General features: G+C 68.0%; 16 protein-coding genes, 1 other RNA gene and 1 riboswitch. Of the genes, 6 read left to right on the top strand and 11 right to left on the bottom strand.

The window, feature by feature from the left end:
- Positions 1 to 57 precede the first annotated feature (57 nt).
- Positions 58 to 960, top strand: coding sequence for a cobalamin-binding protein (locus DFLDMN_RS09605; RefSeq protein WP_423198234.1), 903 nt, complete (start codon positions 58 to 60; stop codon positions 958 to 960).
- Positions 961 to 1030: 70 nt separating this feature from the next.
- On the opposite strand, the gene cobC is transcribed toward DFLDMN_RS09605, so the two are convergent.
- The 7 genes from cobC to DFLDMN_RS09640 all read right to left on the bottom strand — a co-directional run bounded on the left by cobC (position 1031) and on the right by DFLDMN_RS09640 (position 8122).
- Complete coding sequence (cobC, locus tag DFLDMN_RS09610; RefSeq protein ID WP_423198235.1) at positions 1031 to 1696, bottom strand: alpha-ribazole phosphatase family protein; 666 nt, start codon at positions 1694 to 1696, stop codon at positions 1031 to 1033.
- Entirely contained in the window at positions 1681 to 2463 is a 783-nt protein-coding gene (locus DFLDMN_RS09615; RefSeq protein WP_423198236.1) for an adenosylcobinamide-GDP ribazoletransferase, read from the bottom strand. Before DFLDMN_RS09615 ends, cobC begins: the two co-directional genes overlap by 16 nt.
- A 5-nt stretch (positions 2464 to 2468) precedes the next feature.
- A complete protein-coding gene (gene cobT, locus DFLDMN_RS09620) occupies positions 2469 to 3533 on the bottom strand; it encodes a nicotinate-nucleotide--dimethylbenzimidazole phosphoribosyltransferase (protein ID WP_423198237.1) in 1065 nt (354 codons plus the stop codon).
- Between the two features lie 119 nt (positions 3534 to 3652).
- Complete coding sequence (gene cobO, locus DFLDMN_RS09625) at positions 3653 to 4384, bottom strand: cob(I)yrinic acid a,c-diamide adenosyltransferase (protein ID WP_423198238.1); 732 nt, start codon at positions 4382 to 4384, stop codon at positions 3653 to 3655.
- A complete protein-coding gene (locus DFLDMN_RS09630; RefSeq protein ID WP_423198239.1) occupies positions 4371 to 5198 on the bottom strand; it encodes an ABC transporter ATP-binding protein in 828 nt (275 codons plus the stop codon). Before DFLDMN_RS09630 ends, cobO begins: the two co-directional genes overlap by 14 nt.
- Positions 5195 to 6202, bottom strand: coding sequence for a FecCD family ABC transporter permease (locus DFLDMN_RS09635; RefSeq protein ID WP_423198240.1), 1008 nt, complete (start codon positions 6200 to 6202; stop codon positions 5195 to 5197). Before DFLDMN_RS09635 ends, DFLDMN_RS09630 begins: the two co-directional genes overlap by 4 nt.
- Before the next feature lie 12 nt (positions 6203 to 6214).
- Positions 6215 to 8122, bottom strand: a complete 1908-nt coding sequence (locus tag DFLDMN_RS09640) for a TonB-dependent receptor plug domain-containing protein (RefSeq protein ID WP_423198241.1) — start codon at positions 8120 to 8122, stop codon at positions 6215 to 6217.
- Positions 8123 to 8245: 123 nt separating this feature from the next.
- A riboswitch (cobalamin riboswitch) is annotated at positions 8246 to 8519 on the bottom strand.
- Positions 8520 to 8716: 197 nt separating this feature from the next.
- Between DFLDMN_RS09640 and DFLDMN_RS09645 the strand changes: the two genes are divergently transcribed.
- From DFLDMN_RS09645 to DFLDMN_RS09665, 5 genes are all read left to right on the top strand, one after another.
- A complete protein-coding gene (locus tag DFLDMN_RS09645; RefSeq protein ID WP_423198243.1) occupies positions 8717 to 9046 on the top strand; it encodes a hypothetical protein in 330 nt (109 codons plus the stop codon).
- Positions 9043 to 9372 (top strand): cell division protein ZapA, encoded by a 330-nt coding sequence (locus DFLDMN_RS09650; RefSeq protein ID WP_423198244.1) that lies wholly within the window; start codon positions 9043 to 9045, stop codon positions 9370 to 9372. The genes DFLDMN_RS09645 and DFLDMN_RS09650 overlap by 4 nt, the downstream gene beginning before the upstream one ends.
- A 420-nt stretch (positions 9373 to 9792) precedes the next feature.
- Positions 9793 to 10010, top strand: a non-coding RNA gene (gene ssrS, locus DFLDMN_RS09655) — 6S RNA.
- A gap of 168 nt (positions 10011 to 10178) precedes the next feature.
- On the top strand, positions 10179 to 10619 hold the full coding sequence (locus DFLDMN_RS09660; protein WP_423198367.1) for an EVE domain-containing protein: 441 nt from the start codon (positions 10179 to 10181) through the stop codon (positions 10617 to 10619).
- Positions 10620 to 10709: 90 nt separating this feature from the next.
- Positions 10710 to 11420, top strand: coding sequence for an SIMPL domain-containing protein (locus DFLDMN_RS09665; protein WP_423198368.1), 711 nt, complete (start codon positions 10710 to 10712; stop codon positions 11418 to 11420).
- A 127-nt stretch (positions 11421 to 11547) separates the two neighbouring features.
- Here the strand turns inward: DFLDMN_RS09665 and DFLDMN_RS09670 are convergent, their stop codons facing one another.
- The 4 genes from DFLDMN_RS09670 to DFLDMN_RS09685 form a co-directional block, all read right to left on the bottom strand.
- On the bottom strand, positions 11548 to 13101 hold the full coding sequence (locus DFLDMN_RS09670) for a malonate--CoA ligase (RefSeq protein ID WP_423198245.1): 1554 nt from the start codon (positions 13099 to 13101) through the stop codon (positions 11548 to 11550).
- A gap of 73 nt (positions 13102 to 13174) precedes the next feature.
- Positions 13175 to 13957 carry an enoyl-CoA hydratase/isomerase family protein gene (locus tag DFLDMN_RS09675; protein WP_423198246.1) on the bottom strand — a complete coding sequence of 261 codons (783 nt, stop codon included), beginning with the start codon at positions 13955 to 13957 and terminating at the stop codon, positions 13175 to 13177.
- Positions 13957 to 14964 carry a Bug family tripartite tricarboxylate transporter substrate binding protein gene (locus DFLDMN_RS09680; protein ID WP_423198247.1) on the bottom strand — a complete coding sequence of 336 codons (1008 nt, stop codon included), beginning with the start codon at positions 14962 to 14964 and terminating at the stop codon, positions 13957 to 13959. The genes DFLDMN_RS09675 and DFLDMN_RS09680 overlap by 1 nt, the downstream gene beginning before the upstream one ends.
- A 185-nt stretch (positions 14965 to 15149) precedes the next feature.
- Entirely contained in the window at positions 15150 to 16592 is a 1443-nt protein-coding gene (locus tag DFLDMN_RS09685; RefSeq protein WP_423198248.1) for a malonyl-CoA decarboxylase domain-containing protein, read from the bottom strand.
- Positions 16593 to 16595 lie beyond the last annotated feature (3 nt).

Below are 16595 nucleotides of genomic sequence, written 5' to 3' on the forward strand. Positions count from 1 at the left end.
ACGACGCGGCTCCCTATCGCCATGCCGCTGCACTCCCATCCCTCAGCCACCCCATCCATGACATCCGTTCGTGCCCTCACCGCTGCCCTGGCGCTATCGTTGCCGTATGTAGCCGCGCATGCCGCCATCTCGGTCATCGACGACAGCGGCCAGACCGTCACGCTGGCGCAGCCGGCGCGCCGCATCGTCTCGCTGGCGCCCCACGTAACCGAGCTGCTCTACGCCGCGGGCGGCGGTGACCGCATCGTCGGCACCGTGACCTACAGCGACTATCCGCCCGCCGCGCGCGAGCTGCCGCGCGTGGGCGACAACAAGGCGCTCGACCTCGAGCGCATCGCCGCGCTCAAGCCGGACCTGATCGTGGTCTGGCGGCACGGCAACGCGCAGAAGCAGACCGATCGCCTGCGTGCGCTCGGCATGCCGCTGTTCTTCAGCGAACCGCGCCGGCTTGAATCGATCCCCGAGAACCTGCAGAAGCTCGGCACGCTGATGGGTACCGGTGCCACCGCCGAGCGCGCCGCGGCGGACTTCCGCCAGCGCATCGACACGCTGCGCCGCACCTATGCGAACCGGGCGCCGGTGACCGTCTTCTACCAGGTATGGCAACAGCCGCTAATGACGCTCAATGGCCAGCATCTGGTCAGCGATATGCTCGCGCTGTGCGGTGGCCGCAATGTGTTTGCCAATGAAACACCGCTGGTGCCGACGGTATCGGTGGAGGCGGTCGTGGCCAGCAATCCGGAAGCCATGTTGACCGCCGGCATGGGCGCCACGCAGCCGGACCGGCCGCTGGCGGACTTTGCACCGTGGGAAAAATGGAAACAGGTCACGGCGGTGGCACGCGGCAACCTGTTTATCGTCGACGGCGACCTCGTCAATCGCGCGGGGCCGCGCGTGGTGGAAGGCGCCACGCAGATCTGCAAGGACCTCGACCTCGCGCGTGCACGCCGGCCACGTTAGTCACGCGGCAGGGCTGGCCGATGCGCGCGGCGCGGCGGCGGCCCCATGCGGCGGTGGGCCGCCGGCCGGTTCATGCCACCGTACGATTCCACCAGCCAAGGCGCGTCGCGGCCACGCCGCCTTCACCGATCCGCAGATGGCAGCTGGCGCCGAAGCCAAGCTCCCATTGCAATGTCTGTGCGAGCGGCAGGCCGAGGAAGTGGGCCGCCAGCATGCGCATCGGTCCCGCATGGGTGACCACCCACCAGCACGTCGGCGCCGCCGCGTCGAGCTCGCCCGCCCAGTCGACCACGCGCGCCATCACTTGCGCCGCGCTTTCCCCGCCATGCGGACGCGCCGTCATCAGGTTGGCCGCCCAGTCGTCGAGATCGGCGCGCGCAATCGCGTCCCATGGCTGCCCTTCCCAGCAGCCGAAGTCGAGCTCGCGCAGTCGCGGCTCGATCTGGCAGGGCACCGCCGGGAATTGCCCGGCCGCTGGTCCGGGTAGCTGTCCATGTAGCTGTCCATGTAGCTGTCCGCACGACTCCCCGCCCAGTTGCCGCATCAGCCCGGCCGCGGTATCGCGCGCCCGCACGGCCGGGCTTGTGACGATGCGCTCGGGCGGCAGCGCGACCAGCGGTGCGGCCATGCACGCGGGATCGGGCGAGATCGGCATGGCCAGTGCCAGGTCGAGCTGGCCGTAGCACAGGCCGCTCGCCACCGCTGGCCGCGCATGCCGGATCAGGACCAGGTCCATGCCGCCGCCACGAGGTAGATCAGCAATTCCGCGAGCTGCTGCGCGAAGCCCAGGCAATCGCCGGTATAGCCGCCGATACGCCGCACGAAGTACGCGCCCAGCGCTACCTGCAACAGCGCCATGCCGACCATGGTCGCGAGCGCGAAGCCGGGCGCCAGCAGCACCAGTGGCAATGCGCCACACACCAGCGCAAACGTCAGGCTGCTGCCGGCCAGCCGCTGCGCCACGGGCCTGGCCTTGCCTTCGTCCCGCACGTAGTCGTGCGTGGCAAGAAAGGTGATGGCCATCGCGCGACTGGCGCCGTGCGCCGCCACCAGCACCCCGGCCAGCAGCGCCATGCCGCCGTCGGTGCCGATGGCCAGCAGCAGTTGCCACTTGAGCAGCAGCGTTACCACCACCGCGATCGCACCGAACGCGCCGACGCGCGAATCGTGCATGATGCGCAGCACGTCCTCCGGCGTATAGCCGCCACCGAAGGCGTCGGCGCAATCGGCCAGCCCATCCTCGTGGAACGCGCCGGTCAGCAGCAGCGTGGCGGCCATGCCGAGGAGCACGGCCACCGCGGGTGGCCACAGTTGTGCGGCGACCCAGGTTACCAGCGCGCCCACCACGCCGATCAGCAGGCCGATCAGCGGAAAATGGCGTGCGGCCGCATTCAGGTAGTACGGCTGGAAGCCGACCCACTGCGCCAGCCGCGCCGGCAGCGGCACGCGCGTGAAGTACCCGAGTGCGGTCAGGAAGAAGCGGAGCTCGTCGGCGGCGCGCATGCGGTTCAGGCCGTGGCGGTGCTGACGCCCGCGCCGCTGAAAGTCGCCATCTCGCGCAGAAAGGCCGCGGCGGCATTGACCAGCGGCCACGCCAGCGCGGCGCCGGTACCTTCGCCCAGCCGCAGGTCGAGCGCAAGCAGCGGCTCTGCCTGCAACGTCTCCAGCAGCGCGCGATGACCCTGCTCCTGCGAGCAATGCGAGAACACGCAGTAGTCGAGCACGGCCGGATCGATGCGCGCCGCCACCAGCAGCGCTGCCGACACAATGAAGCCATCGACCAGAATCACCATGCGGCTCGCCGCGGCAGCCAGGCAGGCCCCCGTGATCATCGCGATCTCGAAGCCGCCAAACGTGGCCAGCACGTCGAGCGGCTCCACCGCATCGGCATGCCTGGCGAGCGCGCCGGCCAGCAGCGCGCGCTTGCGCGCCAGCGCGGCATCGTCAAGGCCGGTGCCGCGCCCCGTGCAAGTCTCGACCGGCAGGCCGGTCAGCCGGCTCATGATGCAGGCGGCGGCCGACGTATTGGCGATGCCCATCTCGCCAAAACCGATCACGTTGGTGCCCTGCTGCGCGTGGCGCAGCACGCGCGCCATGCCCGCGTTGAGCGCGGCCGCGGTTTGCGCGGGCGTCATCGCGGGCTGTTCGACGAAATTGCGCGTGCCGTCGGCAATGCGCGCGTTGACGAGACCCGGTGCCGCCGGCAGCGGCACCCGCACGCCGGCATCCACCACTTCCAGCACCATGCCATGGAGCCGCGAGAACACATTGATGGCGGCGCCGCCCTGGAGGAAGTTGAGCACCATCTGCGCGGTGACTTCCGCCGGATAGGCGCTCACGCCGGCATCGGCCACGCCATGGTCGCCGGCGAACACGATCACGGCCGGGCGCTTGAGCTCGGGCGCGGCCGTGCCGAGGATCAGGCCGATCTGCAGCGCGAGCGATTCGAGCCGGCCCAGCGCGCCGAGCGGCTTGGTCTTGTCGTCGATGGCGGCCTGCAGCACCGGGCGCAGCGCGGCATCGAGTGGCGCGATGGGGGGCACGGGGACGGGGTAATCGGAAAGCGGTGGCATGGTGGGTGTTACGTTCGGGGCTGGACAGCGATGCGGCTGAACCGCCGGGGTTCAACAGCGGATTCTAAACAGTGGCGGGTTGAACAGCGGACTGCGCGTCGTGGCGACATCGCCAGACGCTACATCTCGACGCCGCGCTGCGCCTTGATGCCCTGCTTGAACGCGTGCTTGACCAGCGTCATGTCGGTCACGGTATCGGCCGCGTCGATCAGCGCATCGGGCGCGCCGCGGCCGGTAATCACCACATGCTGCATCGGCGGCCGCGCGCGCAGGTCGGCAATTACACGCTCGACGTCGAGGTAGTGCAGCTTCAGCGCGATATTGAGTTCGTCCAGCAGCACGAGGCCGATCGACGGATCGGCAAGGATAGCGCGCGCGACCTCCCAGGCGGCCTCGGCCTTGGCCACGTCGCGCGCACGGTCCTGCGTCTCCCACGTATAGCCTTCGCCCATCACGTGGAACGCGCACTCGGCGGGAAAACGCCGCAGGAACTGTTCCTCGCCGCTCGGCATGCCGCCTTTGATGAACTGCACCACGGCGGTCTTCATGCCATGGCCCATGGCGCGGATCACCATGCCGAAGCCCGAGCTGGACTTGCCCTTGCCGTTGCCGGTGGTAATCACGATCACGCCGCGCTCGATCTGCGCGGCGGCGATCTTCTGGTCCACCACTTCCTTCTTGCGCACCATGCGCGCCTTGTGGCGCTGGTCGCGGCCTTCGTCCCGGGCGCTGTCCTGGGCGCTGTCCTGGGCGCTGTCCTGGGCGCTGTCCTGGGCGCTGTCCTGGGCGCTGTCCTGGGCGCTGTCCTGGGTGCTGTCGTGAGCGTGCTCGCCCGGATTATCGTTGGTCATGTCGGATTTCCTCTGGAATCAATGCCCGGTGCGTGCCATCGCTGACACTGACGATCGGCGTGCGCAGCACGCGCGAACATTGCTCCGGTGTCAGCACGCCGGCAACCGGACCGTGCAGCGCGCGGCCGTCCTCGGCCATCAGCAGCGCATGGGTCGCATAGCGTCGTGCGAGATTGAGATCGTGCAGGATCACCACCGCGGCGTGACGGCCCGCGCCCACCAGTCGCGCCAGCAGGTCCAGCACCAGGATCTGGTGCCGCAGATCGAGGTGGGACACCGGTTCATCGAGCAGCAGCAGCGGCGCCTGCTGCGCCAGCAACGCCGCCAGCGCCACCCGTTGGCGCTCGCCGCCCGACAGCGTGAGTACGTCGCGCGCGCCAAAGCCGGCGAGGTCGAGCGCATCGATCACCGCCGCCACCACGGCATCGTCCTCGCGCCCGCTCCAGCCCCAGCCGCGCAGATGCGGATGCCGACCCACGCGCACCGCATCGGTCACCGACATCGAGAACGTATCGTGGATGGCCTGCGGCAGATACGCGCGCTGGCGCGCCAGTGCGGCCGGGTTGGTTGCCGCGAGCGTGACAAGGGGCACGTCGTCGAGCGTCACTTCGCCGGCCTGGCACACGCGCAAGCCGGCCAGCACGCCCATCAGCGTGGACTTGCCCACGCCGTTCGGACCCACCACCACCCAGAGTTCGCCGGGACCGATGGTGCAGGCGAGCGCGTCGACAAGTACGCGCGCGCCGGTGCCAAGGCGCACATCGCGCAGCGTCAGGCGCGGACATCTGGCCAGCGGCTTCGACCAATCGCTCATCGCGGCCTCCGCAACAGCAGGTACAGGAACGTCGGCACGCCGAGCAGCGCGGTGATCACGCCGACCGGCAGCTGCGCGGGCGCGATCACCGTGCGCGCGATCAGATCGGCGGCCATCAGCAGCGTGCCACCGAGCAGGACCGAGGCTGGCAGCAGCAGGCGCTGGTCGTTGCCCCACGCCAGCCGGATCAGGTGCGGCACCACCAGCCCGACAAAGCCGATCGACCCCGCCGTGGTAATCGCCGCCGCAATCGCGAACGACGCCACCAGGAACGTCAGCAGCCGCACGCGCCCGACCCGCACCCCGAGCGCCTGCGCCATGGTCTCGCCAAGCAGCATCACGTTGAGCGAGCGCGCCATCGGCATCGACACCAGCAGCGCGGCGACGAGCGTGCCGAGCGCGGCGCCATAGCTGGCGGTGCCGCCCAGATCGCCGGTCAGCCAGAACAGCATGCCGCGCAACCGCGATTCCGGCGCCACGGCCAGGATCAGCGTGATCAGCGCGCCCCAGCCCGCAGCCAGGATCACGCCGGTCAGCAACAGGCGCGCGCCGGCTTCGTGATGGCCGCCCTGGACCTGTGGATGCAGCAGGTCGCGCCGGGCAAGCGCGGCCACCAGCACCATCGAACACAACGCCCCGCCGGCGGCGCCCACCTGCACCGTCCACAGCGGCAGCATCGTCAGCATGGCCAGCAGCGCGCCGGTGGCCGCGCCGCCGGACACGCCCAGGACATAGGGTTCCGCCAAGGGATTGCGCAGCAGCACCTGCATCAGCGCGCCGGACAGCGCCAGCAGGCCGCCGCACGCGAACGCGGCGATCGCGCGCGGCAGGCGCAGCTCGCGCACGATGGCGCCAGCGGTACTGCCGTCGGCGCCCGTCAGCGCGGCCCACCACTGCGCGGCGTCGAGCCGCACGCTGCCGAGCGCCAGCGAGAGCGCGAACACGGCCAGTCCCGCCACGGCAAGGACCAGCCAGAGCGCGAGTGCACGCCGGAACTCAGTCATCGCGCCCCGTCGTCACTGGCGCCAGCCGAGCGTGATATAGCCGGCCCGGCCCTGCGTGTTGTACGGATAGGCCAGCTGGTAGTCCTTGTCGAACAGATTCTCCACACGCGCGGCGACGAACCATTGCTTGGTGATGTTATAGCGGGCATTGAGGTTGACGATACCGTATCCGCCGAGTGTGCGCGAGCCGCTGTCGAGGCGCGACGACGACACCAGCCACTCGCCGCCCAACCGCCAGCTGCCGAAATTGCGGCCCACATCGAACGACGCATGGCGGCGCGCGCGCCGCAGCAACTGCGTGTCATTGGACTCGTCGACCGGGTTCTGGAAGGTCACGGCGGCGCCGAGGTCGGTGCCCCACAGCGTCGCGCGCCACGACGCCTCGATGCCTTGCACCTTGGCCCGGTTGACGTTCTGTGCGAGGAACAGCCCGCCGCCCACCGGCGTGGAGACGATCAGGTCGCTGTAGCGCGTCTCGAACGCGGTCACACGCAGCAGGCCCGCCTGCGGGGTGTCGTATTGCACCCCGACCTCGGCCGACTTGGCACGCTCCGGCTTGAGGTTGGGCTGCCCGAAGCCGGGAAAATACAGCTCGTTGAACGTGGGCGCACGGAACGCATTGCTGACGTTGGCGATCAGCTTGAGCGCCTCGGTCACGTTGAAGCCGTAGCCGGCAAGGAAAGTCGCCTGGTTGCCGAAGTCCGAGTAGTGGTCGTTGCGGACGTTGAGCTGGAGCTGGTTGCGCCCGATGCGGCCTTCGTAGCCACCGTAGACCGAGAACACATTGCGCGAAGGCGCGCTGTACGAGCTCGACGCCAGTGTCTGCTGCAGGTAGTCGGTGCCGAACAGCAGCTTGTGCGCGGCCGTCAGCGCATATTCGTTCTGCCAGTTCACCTGGCGCGTACGGGTGCTGAACAGGCTGTCGAACAGCGCGTTCTTCGTGCCCTCGCTGCGATCCTGGCTCTGCGCGATCTTCACACGCGTGGTCCAGTCCGGCAGCAGCCGGCCATTGACAAAGGCCGACAGCGTGTACAGCTCGCTGTCCATGCGCAGATCGTCGGTCGACCTGCCCAGCGTACTCGTGCTGTCGTACGACAGCTGGCTGTTCGAATAATAGGCCGCCACCCCGGCATCCCAGTCGGCGCTGAACTTGTGCCGCAACTGGCCGGAGACGCTGCGGTTCTCGTACGGGTTGTCGTTCGGGTTGGGCCCGCGCGTGAGCGGCACGCGCGGATTGTCGCGGCGCCACTGATCGACGTTGACCGCGGAAAAGCCATCGGTGCGAAAGATCGACCCGTTCAGGCTGAACGACGTAGCGCCGACCTGACCGCCGTACCCCACGCTGGCCGAGCGCGTCTTGTTGCTGCCGTACTCCACCTGCGCATTGCCAGCCGGGGCCTGGCCCACGCCACTCTTGGTAAAGATCTGCACCACGCCGCCGATCGCGTCGGAGCCATAGAGCGCCGACACGTTGCCGCGCACCACCTCGATATGGTCGATCTGGTCTGGCAGGATATTGGCCAGTTGCGCGGTACCGCCGCTGACGCCGGCCACGCGCACGCCGTCGATCAGGATCAGCACCTGGTTCGAGTTGGCGCCGCGCATGAACAGCGTGGTATTGGTGCCCATGCCGCCGGTCTGGGCAAATTCCACGCCGGCCTGACCACGCAGCAGCGTGCGCAGGTCGGGCGCTTGGGAATTGACGATGTCTTCCTGCGTGACGACAGTGGTGTGCGGCAGCGCGTCGGTAACGGCCTGCGCGGTGCGCGACGCGGTCACGACCACCGGCGCGAGCTCGGCCACGGAGCGCGACGCGGGAGTCGCTCCGGTCTCTGCGGGGGTGGGGGATTGCGCGAACGCAAGGGGAGGAGCCAGGCAGGCGAAGACGCCCATGCAGGCGGCCTGAAGCGGAGAACGCATGATTCGGATGGGAGGATGAATGCCGGTACCCGTTCCCCCGCGGGTCATATGGCGATGAGGCGCGCCGCCCTTGCATTCATGCTGTGTGCATCCATGCGGTGTGCATCCTGCATGCGTGCATGCGTGCGCGCCCACGTTCAGGCCGGTATCCGGGCTGGCGACATCAGGCCGGCCGCCTTCCCGTCTGCGTGAGGCATTCAGTGGCTTGTGGAGGGCCCTGCGCGGCGCGCCACGGCATCCGTGGGATGCGTGCATGCGCGTGCGCGGTCGCTTACCGTTGCGGGGGCAGCACAGGTTGGCTGGCGCCGGCGCGCGGCCGGGCTGGCTCCCTGTTTCCCGTTGAACTGCAACCCTGTCGCGGACAGGGTTGCGAGCACCTGGAACGTGCGCGAGTGTAGGGAGTTTCGCGGATCGCGTCAATGCGACGCCGACGCGTGGCGGCCGGCGGATTTGACGCGGCGTTACATGCTGTTGCATGCCGAACCATGCAACTTCCGCACGGTGCGTCGGTCAGATTGCCCTGACCGCCGTCGTGCGAAGGCACGCATCGGCTAGAATCCGGAAAACCCGACCTCAACCGGACACGACAGCACTATGCTCACTGAACTTGAACAACTGGCTGCCAAGATCGGGCGCGTGCTCCATCACGCGGATACGCTGGCGGCGGAAAACCAGCGGCTGCGCGCGGAGATCGACCGCCTGCAGGCGGAAGCCGGCCAGCTGCGCGGCGAACGCGAGGCCATGGCGGCCGATCGCGAGCTGCTCAATATCAAGATCGAGGAAGCCCAACTGCGCATCCAGTCGATCCTGGACAAGCTGCCGACGGCCAGCGACGCACGCCAGCTCGACCTGCTCGGCGACGGCAGTGCCGCTGGCGAGGCCGGCACCACACGCCCGCAACCGGCTCCCGGAGAACACGCATGAGCAACAAGCAAGTCGAAGTCACCATCGCCGGCCAGCCGTACCGCTTTGCCATCGCGCCCGACAACGAGGCTGCGCTGCTGGAGGCGGTGGCACTGGTCGATACCCAGATGAACAAGCTGAAGGGCAGCGTCTCCACCAAGGGCGTCGAGCGCGTGGCCGTGATGGCGGCGATCAGCATCGCATCGGATCTGCTCGCGCTGCGCCGCAAGCAGGAGGAAGACGGCGCGGTGCCGGTGGACGCGGTGCGCGCGCGCATTCGCGAACTGAACGAGCGCGCCGACGAGGCGCTGCGCCAGTACGCGCACGTCGGCACCGATTCCCGCTGAAAGCAGGGGTTGTATTGCGCGTTGCCGTCCCGATATGACGGCCATGTGAAGCGATGTGATCGTTGCCGTGGCCGTTGCGCAAAATGTAACGACTCGATACGCCGGACTTGGTATGCCTGAGAGCGCGGTGTATAGTGTAGCCAGACTGCAGACGGCACCTCGGAGCTGAAAGCGTTGGCGGTGGAAGCACTGGTGCGAAAGCACCAGCGTGAACGCAACAACGTGATAGCACTGAGGGGTTAGCACTGGGGTGATAGCACTGGGGTGATAGCACCAAAGGGTCTGCGGCAAAGGGTCCGGTTATCGTGCCGGGCCGCCGTTCTCATCCCATCCTAGTAGAAACGGCATCGTGGGCGCCTAGCAGGACCACATCGCTGTACCAGTGGCCCCGCGGAAGTCCCGAGAGTCAGACGTTTGACAGTTTCCCTGCCTGGTTCGTAAAGGTCATAAACTCCTTGAACCGATATGCATTGCATGGTGCGGGATTATGTCGTGTGGGCGAGCGCGTCGCCGCATTCATAGTCTGGGCCTGGCCTGGACTCCCTGAGTGGGTGATGTACCCGAAATACGACTTCCGCAGCCACTCTGAACCTCACTTGGGTTCAGGATGCCGACCTAGCGGCCGAGGCGGGGACCCCAACTAAGGCGGTGGTTTTCAGGAACCACCGCCTTTTTTATTGCGGTCCATCATCGTGACGCCTACCGCCGCCAAACCCGCCCGCCCCCCATCCTCCGCCACCTCCTCCGCCACCTCCGCCGCCACCGCCCCCGCCACTTCATCGTCGCGCGCGCGCCAGTACTGGCTGATGAAGTCGGAGCCGGACGAAGCGAGCATCGATACGCTGGCCGCCTCGGGCACGCTCCCCTGGACCGGCGTGCGCAACTACCAGGCGCGCAACTTCATGCGCGACGTCATGCGCATCGGCGACGGCGTGCTGTTCTACCACTCGTCATGCCCGGAACCCGGCATCGCCGGCCTCGCCGAGGTCTGCTCGACGCCCTACCCCGATCCGACCCAGTTCGATTCCGGTAGCGACTACTACGACAAGGCCTCCAGGCCCGAGGATCCGCGCTGGGTGCTGGTGGACGTGCGCTTTGTCAGGAAGAGCGCGCTGATACCGCTGCCCGCGCTGCGCGAGCATGAAGCCCTCGCGGACATGGTGGTGCTCCGGCGCGGCAACCGCCTGTCGATCACGCCGGTCACTGCGGCCGAATGGCGCTACATCACCGAACGACTCATGAAGTGATACAACTGGAAACATGGCCGCGTGTCGTACTACGGAACGAACCACGCGGCCGTGCGTCTGATTGCCACCACATTGAACGGGAAGAACAAGATGAAGAACATGCTCGCAGCCACCCTGCTCGGTACCGCCGCACTGGCCAGCTCGGCCGCGTCCGCGCAGACCATCGCCGTGCCGCCGCAACCGTCCGGCGTGCTGTCGCTCAATGCCCAGGCCATGACCGAAGTGCCGACCGACGTGGTGCAGGTGACGCTCGCCGCCGAGCAGGAAGGCGCCGAGCCGGCCGCCATCTCGTCGGCGCTGTCGTCGCGCACGGCGGCCGTGCTGGCCCAGGCCAAACGCGTCTCTGGCGTGGAAGCGCAATCGGGCGGCTTTACCATCCACCCCAATACCGATCGAAACGGCCGTATCAGCACGTGGCGGGGTCGCTCCGAGGTTGTGCTGAAGTCGCGCGACTTTGCCGCGGTGTCGAAGCTGGCCGGCGATCTCGCCAGCCAGATGCAGGTGCAGGGCATTGCGTTCTCGCTGTCGCGCGAGGCGCGCGAGGCGGCCGAACGCAAGCTTGCCGACGAGGCGGTGGCCTCGTTCCGCGAGAAGGCCCAGCAGACCACCCGCCTGTTCGGCTATGGCAGCTATACCATCCGTGAGGTCTCGCTGAACGAGAGCGGCGGCGTGATGCCGCCGATGCCGCGCATGTACGCCGCCAAGGCGATGTCCGCCGACGCCGCGGTGCCGGTGCCGGTGGAAGGCGGCAAGGCCCAGGTCACGGTATCCGTGAACGGATCGGTGCAGATGCTGAAGTAAGTGCGGGCGTGGCCGCCCTGCACGATGGCGGCGGTGGCGGCGGCGGTGGCGGCGCGCGCTACCGCGCCAACCAACTCGCGGGCTGTGTCCGCACGCCCCTCCCCCGCCCCTCCCCGCCCCTCCCCGCTTACAGCGCGCCGAACTGCTGGCGCAGCACGTTCTTCTGGACCTTGCCCATGGTGTTGCGCGGCAGTTCGTCCACCACATGCACGCGCTTGGGGACCTTGAAGTTGGCGATGCGGCTCTTGAGCGTGCCGATCATGCCGGCCTCGTCGATATCGGCGCCCGGCTTGCGCACGATCACCGCCACCACCGCCTCGCCAAAGTCCTTGTGCGGAACGCCGATCACCGCGGACTCGGCCACGCCCGGCATCTCGTCGATAAAGCTCTCGATCTCCTTCGGGTACACGTTGTAGCCGCCGGAGATGATGAGGTCCTTGCTGCGGCCAACGATCGTCAGATAGTTGTCCGGCACCTTGCGCTCGCCGGCCTGGCTCACGATGGCGCCGCCAAAGCGGCCGACATCGCCGGTCTTGAACCAGCCATCGGCGGTGAACTCCTCGGCGGTCTTCTCCGGCATGCGCCAGTAGCCCTTGAACACGTTGGGGCCCTTGACCTCGATATTGCCGATCTCGCCTGCTGCGCATGGCTTGCCTTCGCTATCGATCACGCGCACCGACACACCCGGCAACGGCATGCCGACCGTGCCACCGATACGGTCGCCGAGCGCGCTGTCGTACGGATTGGACACCAGCATCACGGTCTCGCTCATGCCATAACGCTCGAGGATGGTATGGCCCGTGCGTGCGCGGAACGCCTCGAAGGTCTCCAGCAGCAGCGGTGCCGAGCCCGACACGAACAGGCGCATGCGGCGGCAGGTGTCGTCGTCGAAGCGCGGCTCCTGCAACATGCGGACGTAGTAGGTCGGCACGCCCATCATCACCGTACAGCGTGGCAGGAACTTCAGGATCTGCGCCATATCGAGCCTGGGCGCCCAGATCATCTTGGCCCCCGCCAGCAGCGCGCCATGCGATGCCACGAACAGCCCGTGCACATGGAAGATCGGCAGCATGTGCAGCAGCACGTCGTCGCTGCGCCAGCCCCAGTACTCGTGCAGCGTCTGCGCATTGGACACCAGGTTGCGATGGGTCAGCATCGCGCCCTTGCTACGCCCCGTGGTGCCCGAGGTATAGAGAATCGCGGCAAGGTCGTCGTCCGTGCGTTCGACGGTCCGGAACGTATCCGCGTGCGAGGCCGCGCGCGCCAGCAGCGAGCCGCTGCGATCGTCGTCGAGCGTGAACACATGCGCGGTATTGTGACGGAACGCCACCTTCGACACCCACCCGAAGTTCGCATTGCTGCAGACCACCACGGCCGGTTCCGCGTTGCCGATGAAGTAGTCGATCTCCGCTTCCTGGTAGGCCGTGTTGAGCGGCAGGTACACGTAGCCCGCACGCAACGTGGCGAGGTACAGGAAGAGCGCCTCGGGCGACTTCTCCACCTGCACCGCCACGCGGGAACCGGCGGGCAGCTGGAGCGACGTCAGCAGGTTGGCCAGCTTGGCGGTGGCGCGGTCGAGGTCGTCCCACGTGTAGTACAGCCCGTCGTGGGTTTCGATGCAGCAGGCGGTGCGGTCGGCAGGAAAGCGCGATTCGAACAGGGCGAACAGATTGGCGTTCATGAATTGTGGATCGATGGAAACAGAAGACCGGGGCGCAGCGGGCCGGTGCCACCCGGGGCGGCCGGCCGACATCTTACTCCCCGGTGAACACGGGAGGCCTGTGCGCGAGAAATGCCGCCACGCCCTCGGCGTGGTCGCGGCTGTGCGCGTAGGCAAAGTGCGCGTCGAGCTCGGCCGCGGTCAGCGGCGCGGGCAAGGGTGACAGCCGCGCGATGGTCGCCTTGTTGATACGGGCCGCGAGCGGCGCGCCTGCACACAGGCGTGCGACGGTCGCGTCGACCTCGGCGGCCAGTGCGGCGTCCGCCACCACGCGCGTCAGCAGGCCTTTGCGCTCCGCCTCGGCGGCGTCGAACACGCGGCCCTCCAGCAGGATCTCGAGCGTGGTGGCACGGCCGGCCAGCGCGAGCAGCCCGGTCAGCTCGCCTGGGGCCATCGGAAAGCCGAGCCGGTTGATGGGTACCCCGAAGCGACTGCCCGCGCCCGCAATGCGCAGGTCGCACTGACTGGCAATCTCGAGGCCGCCGCCGACGCAGACACCCTCGATCATCGCCACGGTCGGATGCGGACAGGCAGCCACCGCCGCCAGCGCGGGGGCGATGGTTTGCGTGTGATAGTGGCGCAGCGACGCCGCATCGCCACGCACCTCGGGAAACTCGGCGATATCGGCGCCCGCGGCAAAGTTGCCGTCGGCGCCGCGCACCACCACGCAGCGCAGCGACCGGTCGGCCGCCAGCGCCGCAAAGCCGCTCGCAAGCGCCTGCCACATCGCCACCGAGATCGCATTCAGCTTGCCCGGATGCGACAGCGTGACGGTGGCGACGGCGCCCGCCCGCGCGAATGTAACGGTACCGCCCATCAGTCGATCTTGGCGCCCGAGCGCTGTACCACTTCGGCCCAGCGCTTGACCTCCGCACGCTGGAACTGCGCGAACTGATCCGGCGTAAAGGCCGGGATCTCCGAGCCGTTGTTGAGCCATACCGGCTTCAGCTCGGGCGAGTTGAGCGCCTTGGTGGTTTCCGCATAGAGCTTGTCGACGATTTCCTTCGGCGTGCCCTTCGGCACCCACATCGCGTACCACGTCGATACCTCGAAGTTGGGCACGCCCGCCTCGGCCGCCGTGGGCACGTTAGGGAAGGCCGGCGAGCGCTTGGTCGACGCCACCGCGAGCGCCTTGATGCGGCCGCCGCGAATGTGCTGGGCCGACGAACCGAGACCGTCGAACACCATGTCCACCTGCCCCGCGATCAGGTCCGACAGCGCGGGACCCGCGCCCTTGTAGGGGATATGCGTGATGAACGTCTTGGTCTGCAGCTTGAACAACTCGCCGGCCAGGTGGTGCGACGAGCCGTTGCCGGCCGAGCCGTAGTTGAGCTTGCCCGGATTCGCCTTGGCGTAGGCGATCAGTTCCTGCAGCGTCTTGGCCGGAACGTTGGGATTGACCACCACGACCTGCGGCGGCTGCGCGATCACGGTGACGGGAATGAAGTCCTTCTCGATGTCGTAGTCGAGCTTGGGATAGAACGACGGCGCAATCGCGTGGTGCGCGCCGCCGATAAACACGGTATAGCCATCGGGCGCGGCCTTGGCCGCGATGCTCGCGCCGACCGTGCCGCCGGCGCCGCCGCGGTTGTCGATCACGAACTGCTTGCCGAGCTGCTTGGACAGTTGCGCCGTAAGCGGACGCGCGAATGCGTCGGTACCGCCGCCGGCCGGGAACGGCACGATCACCGTGACCGGCTTGCTGGGCCACGTGTCGGCATGCGCCGCGCCCGCCGCCATCCCCATCACCATGGCTGCTGCCACGCCCAGCGCCCGCGCGCATGCGGTCAGATTGAACTGACGACCGAATCGACCATCATTCATTGCACTATCTCCTCTCTTTCTCAAAACGGAAAGTCAATCGAAAAGCGTGCCCGACCGGTGCGGCGGGGCACGTGCTGCCCATCATCCCCAGCTTCACGCGACCCACGTGCGGTAACCACACGAATGCTCGTGCGGTCTGCCGCTGCGCATCGCAGAACCTTTTCCCGACGCCATCTCGCCTGGCACTACAGCAGCTTGCTCACCGCGCGGCTCACACGCGGATTGCCTTCGCCAAGGCGTGCCAGATTGTCATCCAGTGCATCGGGCGCGTAAAGATAATTCACCATCATGCCGCAGGCCTGGGTGCGGCCTTTGCGCGACAGGTCCGCGCCCCAATTGAGCCGTTCCACGCAGGCGCCATTGCCGAGGTGGAAGCGCGCCACCGGGTCGGCCGGCAACGCATGTTGGCGCTCACGCACGAGGTAATGCGCGGCCAGCGCGAGGGCGGTGTCGCGCAGCACGGCATCCTGGCTGTCCGGCACCAGCGCCGCCAGCCATGCCGCGCCATCGCCGGGGGCATCGCCATGGCGTTCGCGCCAGCGCGCCAGCCGCTTCTCGCCGAGCACCTGTGCCACGGCGTCGGCCCCCTGCCGGCGCAACCAGTCGGCAAAGCCGGGAATCGGCGAGAGCGTGGCGAACTGTTTCAGCTTTGGAAATTCGCGCTGCAGTTCCTCGATCACGCGCTTGAGCAGGAAGTTGCCAAAGCTGACGCCGCGCAGGCCGGCCTGCGTGTTCGAAATCGAGTAGAAGATGGCCCATTTGACACGGCGCAGGTCTTCCAGCGGTGCGGCCTCGTCGAGCAGCGCCTGCACGTTGGCGGACATCTCCGGCACGAACGCGACTTCCACGAAGATCAGCGGCTCGCGCGGAATACGCGGGTGGAAGAATGCGTAGCAGCGGCGGTCGGAGTCGAGGCGGTTGCGCAGGTCGGTCCACGAGGCGATTTCATGCACGGCCTCGTAGCGAATCAGCTTTTCCAGCAGCGAGGCGGGCGAATCCCAGGTGATCGGCTGCAGTTCGAGCAGGCCGACATCGAACCAGTTGGAGAACAGCGCCTCCAGGTCTTCGTCGAGCGTGCGCAGGCCGGCGATGCGCTTGTGCCAGCGCAGCATGTCGGCACGCAGCTGGATCAGGAAATGCAGGCCGCAGGCGCTGCCGCCCTGTTGCCCATGCAGCGCGGCCATGCGCTTGAAAAACCGGATGCGCGCATTTGACAACGCCTGCGACAAACCCGAGTTGGGGCTGGCCGACGGGCCGGACGGCTCGCTGCCATGGGCCGCCACTTCGGCCAGCACGCCGAGCATGGCCTGGCGCGCGGGCTCGTCGGACGCTTCGTATTCCTGCTGCCACGCACGCGCGGCGGCGTTGGCGGCGCCATCGGTCAGGCGCGCGTCGAAGCACTGGCGCAACTGCTCGCGCTGGCGCCGCAGCACGCGCGCCGACAGCGGCGGCGCGGCCGCGGCGGAGTCCGCCGGCGCGCTGCGACCGTCGGTGCGACCGTCGCCCTGGTCGTCGGCTTCGCCCTTGCGGCCCCACCAGCGGCCGAAGCGTGCGAGCAAGGTATCGCCACTGCGCTCGTTCTCGAGCGGCGCGCTGACTTTCTGGTCGTTGGTATCGAGAGCGGTCATGGC

It is taken from the genome of Cupriavidus sp. H19C3 (assembly GCF_049393815.1).
Taxonomy (GTDB): Bacteria; Pseudomonadota; Gammaproteobacteria; order Burkholderiales; family Burkholderiaceae; genus Cupriavidus.

Coding starts and splice junctions, on each gene's coding strand:
- DFLDMN_RS09660 (WP_423198367.1), top strand. CDS start 10,179: ATGAAGTCGGAGCCGGACGAAGCGAGCATCGATACGCTGGCCGCCTCG.
- DFLDMN_RS09665 (WP_423198368.1), top strand. CDS start 10,710: ATGAAGAACATGCTCGCAGCCACCCTGCTCGGTACCGCCGCACTGGCC.
- cobO (WP_423198238.1), bottom strand. CDS start 4,384: ATGACCAACGATAATCCGGGCGAGCACGCTCACGACAGCACCCAGGAC.
- DFLDMN_RS09675 (WP_423198246.1), bottom strand. CDS start 13,957: ATGGGCGGTACCGTTACATTCGCGCGGGCGGGCGCCGTCGCCACCGTC.
- cobT (WP_423198237.1), bottom strand. CDS start 3,533: ATGCCACCGCTTTCCGATTACCCCGTCCCCGTGCCCCCCATCGCGCCA.
- DFLDMN_RS09615 (WP_423198236.1), bottom strand. CDS start 2,463: ATGCGCGCCGCCGACGAGCTCCGCTTCTTCCTGACCGCACTCGGGTAC.
- DFLDMN_RS09630 (WP_423198239.1), bottom strand. CDS start 5,198: ATGAGCGATTGGTCGAAGCCGCTGGCCAGATGTCCGCGCCTGACGCTG.
- DFLDMN_RS09650 (WP_423198244.1), top strand. CDS start 9,043: ATGAGCAACAAGCAAGTCGAAGTCACCATCGCCGGCCAGCCGTACCGC.
- DFLDMN_RS09635 (WP_423198240.1), bottom strand. CDS start 6,202: ATGACTGAGTTCCGGCGTGCACTCGCGCTCTGGCTGGTCCTTGCCGTG.
- DFLDMN_RS09640 (WP_423198241.1), bottom strand. CDS start 8,122: ATGCGTTCTCCGCTTCAGGCCGCCTGCATGGGCGTCTTCGCCTGCCTG.
- DFLDMN_RS09645 (WP_423198243.1), top strand. CDS start 8,717: ATGCTCACTGAACTTGAACAACTGGCTGCCAAGATCGGGCGCGTGCTC.
- DFLDMN_RS09680 (WP_423198247.1), bottom strand. CDS start 14,964: ATGAATGATGGTCGATTCGGTCGTCAGTTCAATCTGACCGCATGCGCG.
- cobC (WP_423198235.1), bottom strand. CDS start 1,696: ATGGACCTGGTCCTGATCCGGCATGCGCGGCCAGCGGTGGCGAGCGGC.
- DFLDMN_RS09685 (WP_423198248.1), bottom strand. CDS start 16,592: ATGACCGCTCTCGATACCAACGACCAGAAAGTCAGCGCGCCGCTCGAG.
- DFLDMN_RS09605 (WP_423198234.1), top strand. CDS start 58: ATGACATCCGTTCGTGCCCTCACCGCTGCCCTGGCGCTATCGTTGCCG.
- DFLDMN_RS09670 (WP_423198245.1), bottom strand. CDS start 13,101: ATGAACGCCAATCTGTTCGCCCTGTTCGAATCGCGCTTTCCTGCCGAC.